Consider the following 5392-nt stretch of genomic DNA (forward strand, 5'->3'; position numbering starts at 1 on the left):
GCGAGTCGGCCGCGTCCGCCTTGCGCAGCGCCACCCCGAGCGCCGCGGGCGCGAGCAGCACCCACGGCGCGAGCATCATGGGCAGCGTCTCGGAGGAGATCGAACCGAGGGTGGTGAGCACGCGCGGGGAGAGCGCGAAGGCGACCGCCGCGATGATCCGGGACCCGCGGCTGCCTATGCCGAGCGTTTCACAGAGCCGGATGATCCCCCAGAATCCGGCGAGCAGCAGCAACGCCCACCAGATGCGCTGGGTGACCCAGGCGGGCAGACCGAGAATGTGTCCGAGCGAGAAGAACGCCCCGTGTGGAAAGAAGTAGCCGTACGCCTGATTCTGCACCTGCCCCATCGGGGCCTGACTGCTCCACAGGTGGCTGGCGCGCGCGAGGAAGCCGAGCGGATTCTGCGCCAGATCGTATTTGGTGTCCGCGACGGTGCGGCCCGGCGCCTGCAGAAAGGTCAGCAGGAAGGCGGCGAGCACACTGCCGAGCAGCCAGCGGCGGCCCAGCGGTGCGGTATTCGGCGACCGGTCTCCGATCGAGCCGGTCGCGGCGGTGGTATCGGAGGTCAGCCGGTCAGCGCGCGCCGTACTCAACGTTATTGAGCAGCGACGAGGAGGCGTCGCCGCTCCGGTCGATGTCGGGGCGCTTGTCCTGCGAGGCCGCCATCGTGATCACCAGGACCGCGGCCAGCCCGATCAAGGCTCCGCCGGCAGCGCTCGCTACACCAGGAACGGCAAACTTCATCGCGGACTCCCATACATCGACGCATGTCGTACAACTCGAGCAAACCTAGCAGGTTGGGTGGGTCACGGTAGCGAGGTCCGTACCGGCCGGCCCGCTTGCGGCGACTATTCGGGCACAGTGCACTGCAAACTGCCGAGGAAGGTGCGCAGTTTGGCGGTGGTTTCCAGGAGTTCGGTCCGGGGATCCGAGGCCGCGACAATGCCGCCGCCCCCGTAGGCGCGCAGGGAGCGCCCGTCAGCGGAGAGTTCGGCGCATCGGATGGCGACCACCCATTCGCCGTCGCCCTCGGCGTCGCACCAGCCGACCGCGCCGCTGTAGAACCCGCGGTCGCCTTCGAGATCGCAGATGGCGTCCAGCGCCAAGGCGGTCGGGGTGCCGCAGATGGCGGGCGTCGGGTGCAGCAGCAGGGCCAGATCGAGCGCGGTCATGGCCGGATCGCGCAGTTCGGCGGTGATGGGCGTGGCCAGATGCCAGACCTCGGGGGTGTGCAGCAGTTCGGGGCCGTCCGGGATGTCGAGCGCATCGCAGACGGGTGTGAGCTGCTCTCGAATCCACTCCACGACATATGCGTGTTCTTCGCGATTCTTACTGCTGGACAGCAGCTCCCGCGCCTGCGCCGCATCGGCGTCCGGATCCGCGAGTCGGGGGAGGGTTCCGGCGAGCGGGCGCAGGGTGACCTTGCGCCCGTGCCGGGCGACCAGGACCTCGGGTGTCGCGCCCAGCAGGGTCTCCCCGGGGCGCCCGGCGGGGGTGAGGTCGACGGCGTACACATTGGCGCGCGGATGCCTGGTGACCAGGTGCGCGGCCACCACCTCCGGTTCCAGGGGCGTTTCGGCTTCGGCCAGTAGTGAGCGTGCCGCCACCACTTTGCGCAGGGGCTGCTCGGGATTGGAGAGTTGTTCGACCAGTTTCGTCACTCGCGCCACATGCTCTGCGGCACTGGGCATTTCGGAGACAACCCGGACCGGCGGGAGTTCGGGCAGGGCCGCGGGTCGCCACGGTCCGGCGGTGCGCAAGGCCTGTTCGGGTGCGCAGAGTGCGGCCGGTCGGCGCGGATCGAACGGCAGCGCCCCGACGATCAGGTCGGTATCCCCGGCGCGCAGCGCCGACAATGCGGCGGCGGCCGCATCGAAGGCGATGCGGGTGCCGGTGGTGCGCACCACGCCATTGGGTGTCGCGAGCAAGAATCCGTCCATGGTCTTCCGACCATAGTCCGCGATCCCGGAGTCGAAATCGATAGAGCGACCGATATCTCTGTCGCACCGATCACATCCGCGCCGAGGGTGCTCCGGAGCCGGTGGGACACTGCGATTTCCATCGCATCACCGCAGCTCGGCCGGGTGCTCGCGGTCAGTGCTTCGGCGCGGGCTCGCGTCCGGGCGGCACCATCAGCACCGGTCGATGACAGTGTTTGAGCACCGCGTCGGCCACACTGGAGTGCATCAGCGCGCGGATTCCGGTGGCGCCGCGGGTGCCCGCCACGATGATGTCCACATCCAGATCGTCGGCCACCTCGACAATGGCGTTCCAGATGGTGGTGGTGCATTCGACGGTCCGCGCCTCGGCATTGAGCCCGGCGATTTTGGCCAGTCGCACCCCCTCGGCGTTGATGGTCTTGGCATCGACGTACGCGATGTCCTCGATCTCGTCGTCGGGCGTCCACTCCGGCTGCATGACCCCGGAGAGTCCGGAGAGTCGAGCGGCCTGGCGAGCCATGGGTTCCCAGGCGGTCAGGACCACGGCTCTGTTCGCGGCCAGGAACCGCCCGGCGTATTCGACGGCGCGGCGCGCATTCTCGGACCCGTCGTACGCGATGAGCATCAAATCGCACGGCATGACGAACCTCCTGGTGGGAACGCATGTCTCTACTGTGAGATTACCCCGGAACGCCGGGGTGAGCGGACTTGCCGACACCCGTCCGTCGCGGGTTGTCCACAGTTTGCGAACGATTCACCCAAATCGGTGGTGGGATACGCGGGTCCGGTTTTCACTGACAGGTGTCGGTTTTCCGCCGACGTGCCGGCACCGAGTACGCGCCGGCTCCCGACATGGTCGTCGTTGCGGCAGAGCCCGGACGAGGGGTGGATTGTGCGGTTGGACGAGCTGACTACCCCGCAGGAATGGGCGAGTGTGTACCGCTCCCTGTTCGGCCTGCCGCACGTGCATGTCACCACCCCCGGCTTCGTGGTGCTACCCCTGGTCGACGCCATCGCCGCCCTGAACACCCCGGAACCGTTGGGCGCCTTGATACTCGGCGAACTGACGGTGCGCGGCGTGCCCGGCCCCGTGCTGGTGCGCGACCGCCCGCCGCGGCGTACATTCCTGGCGGTGTTCGACGGGTATCCCACCGACGAATGCCTCGAACGCTTGGAGCGCAACAGCGTGGACATCGGCCCGCACAGAAGTAATGTCATCCTGCCCACCGGATTCGGACGGCACACCCAGGAGGGTAGGTGGTGGGCGCGCGCACCGCATCGCGACGAATCGCTACCCCTGCTGTCCGAGGTGCTCGACGCCACCCTCGCGGTGCTGTGAGCCGTGTCCTCGATCGAAGCGGCCGTCTTCGGCCATCATGAAGCCGATCCCCGGGCCCTGCTCTACTACGAATGGCGTCAGCGCGGTGAATCCGGTTATGCGGTAGCGGAGTTCGCCGAGGATGTGAACGAGTTGTCGCTGGCAGACAGGCCCATGGACGCGGCCTGCTGGCGACTGCTGGATCGCATCGAATCCGCCGACCGGGTCCCGGATTGGCCGTACTTCGAATGGATCGACACCGGCGGTGATCCGAATATCATTGGCGTAGCCCGTGATTCGCCCGTCTACCCCACCCCGGCCGACTACTCCCGCGCCGAACTGCACGATCGCGTCCACGGCGGCTGGCTGGGCCGCTGTGCGGGCTGCGCACTGTCCGGACCCCGCGAGACCGGCGTAATCGGCTGTCCCCGTGACGAAAACCTGGATTACGCCATCCTGGGCCTGCACCTGCTGGAGCAGTACGGCACGCATTTCATCGCCGATGATGTCGCCGCCCTCTGGCTGGAGCGCCTGCCCTTCCTGCGCACCTCCACCGCCGAGCGGGTCGCCTATCGCAATCTCATCGACGGATTCCTGCCGCCCGATACCGCCACCTATCGAAATCCCTACCGCGAGTGGCGGGGTGCGCTGGTGCGCGCGGACATCTACGGCTACACCAATCCGGGCAACCCCGCCCGCGCCGCAGAACTCGCGACCCGGGACGCCTCCATCTCGCATACCGGCAACGGTCTGTGGGCGGCCGGATGGGCCGCGGCACTGGTGGCGGCGGCCTTCACCGCCGTGAGCCCGCAGGAGGCGCTGGCGCGGGCGCACACCGTGATTCCCGCGAATTCCCGACTGGCGGTGGCGCTCTCGGAAGTGATAGACGCGCATCAGCGGGAGCTGACCTGGCAGCATGCCGTCACCGGCATCCACACCCGCCAGGCGCGCTATAACCGGCTGCACGCGATCGGCAATGCCTGCCTGATCGCCGTCGGATTGCTCTGGGGCGAAGGAGATTTCACCGAGACGGTGCGGTTGGCCGTTCGCTCCGGCTGGGATGTGAACGCCAATGCCGCCACCGCCGGTTCGGTCGCGGGCATCCTCACCGGCGCGGCGAATATTCCCGCCCGCTGGACGGACCCGCTGGAGAACACCCTGCACAGCGCGGTCACCGGCCACCCCTCGATCCGAATCTCTGACCTGGCCAACAGAACTCACCGCCTGATCGGCTGAAAGACGGAGGGCGGTGCCGGTTTCGGGAACCGGTACCGCCCTCCGTTCGGATCGTGTCTAGCGCTCGACGATGGCGACGACGCCCTGGCCGCCCGCGGCACAGATGGAGACGAGCGCGCGCCCGCCACCATTCTCCGCCAGCATCTTCGCGGTGGAGGCGATGATGCGACCACCGGTGGCGGCGAACGGGTGACCCGCCGCCAGCGAGGAGCCGTTCACATTCAGCTTGCTGCGGTCGATCGACCCCAGCGCGCCGTCCAGGCCCAGGCGCTCCTTGCAGTACTGATCCGACTCCCAGCCCTGCAGGGTGGCCAGCACCACGGAGGCGAACGCCTCGTGGATCTCGTAGAAGTCGAAGTCCTGCAGCGTCAGGCCATTTCGGGCCAGCATGCGCGGCACCGCGTAGGTCGGGGCCATCAGCAGCCCGTCCGGTCCGTGGATGTAATCCACGGCGGCGACCTCGGAGTCGACCAGGTAGGCCAGCGGCGACAGGTTGCGCGCGGCGGCCCACTCGTCGCTGGACAGGAGCACGGTCGACGCGCCGTCGGTGAGCGGGGTGGAGTTGCCCGCGGTCATGGTGGCGTCGCCCGCCTTGACGCCGAAGACCGGCTTGAGCGTGGCCAGCTTCTCGATGGTCGAGCCCGGACGCAGGTTGTCATCGCGGGTCAGCCCGAGGAACGGGGTGATCAGATCGTCGAAGAAGCCGCGGTCGTAGGCGGCGGCCATATTCCGGTGCGACAGGTAGGCCAGCTCGTCCTGCGCCTCACGCGCGATACCGAATTCCTTGGCGGTGATGGCGGCGTGCTCACCCATCGACAGTCCGGTGCGCGGTTCGGCATTGCGCGGGATCTCGATGCCGACCATGGACGGGCGCAGGCGGCCGACCAGTTTGGCGTAAT

The 5392-nt window shown here is 68.1% G+C and carries 7 protein-coding genes; 2 read left to right on the forward strand and 5 right to left on the reverse strand.

Annotated features, from left to right (window positions below; genetic code table 11):
- The 4 genes from NA10_RS34010 to NA10_RS34020 form a co-directional block, all read right to left on the reverse strand.
- Positions 1–535: alpha-(1->3)-arabinofuranosyltransferase domain-containing protein (locus NA10_RS34010; protein WP_157556958.1), on the reverse strand; the 535-nt coding region annotated here is incomplete at its 3' end.
- 37 nt (positions 536–572) lie between these two features.
- Complete coding sequence (locus tag NA10_RS36250) at positions 573–743, reverse strand: DUF2613 domain-containing protein (RefSeq protein WP_084515661.1); 171 nt, start codon at positions 741–743, stop codon at positions 573–575.
- 104 nt (positions 744–847) lie between these two features.
- Positions 848–1939 (reverse strand): isochorismate synthase, encoded by a 1092-nt coding sequence (locus NA10_RS34015; RefSeq protein ID WP_067574819.1) that lies wholly within the window; start codon positions 1937–1939, stop codon positions 848–850.
- A 154-nt stretch (positions 1940–2093) separates the two neighbouring features.
- Positions 2094–2579 (reverse strand): universal stress protein, encoded by a 486-nt coding sequence (locus NA10_RS34020; RefSeq protein WP_067574820.1) that lies wholly within the window; start codon positions 2577–2579, stop codon positions 2094–2096.
- Positions 2580–2837: 258 nt separating this feature from the next.
- Here NA10_RS34020 and NA10_RS34025 point away from each other — a divergent pair, with 258 nt between their 5' ends.
- Positions 2838–3278, forward strand: coding sequence for a hypothetical protein (locus NA10_RS34025; protein ID WP_157556954.1), 441 nt, complete (start codon positions 2838–2840; stop codon positions 3276–3278).
- 3 nt (positions 3279–3281) lie between these two features.
- Complete coding sequence (locus NA10_RS34030) at positions 3282–4493, forward strand: ADP-ribosylglycohydrolase family protein (RefSeq protein WP_218021636.1); 1212 nt, start codon at positions 3282–3284, stop codon at positions 4491–4493.
- Between the two features lie 57 nt (positions 4494–4550).
- Here the strand turns inward: NA10_RS34030 and NA10_RS34035 are convergent.
- Positions 4551–5392, reverse strand: an 842-nt coding sequence (locus NA10_RS34035; RefSeq protein WP_157556956.1) for an acetyl-CoA C-acyltransferase, incomplete at its 5' end; no start/stop codon positions are given.

The sequence above is a fragment of the Nocardia acidivorans NBRC 108247 genome (genome assembly GCF_001625085.1).
Taxonomy (GTDB): Bacteria; Actinomycetota; Actinomycetes; order Mycobacteriales; family Mycobacteriaceae; genus Nocardia; species Nocardia acidivorans.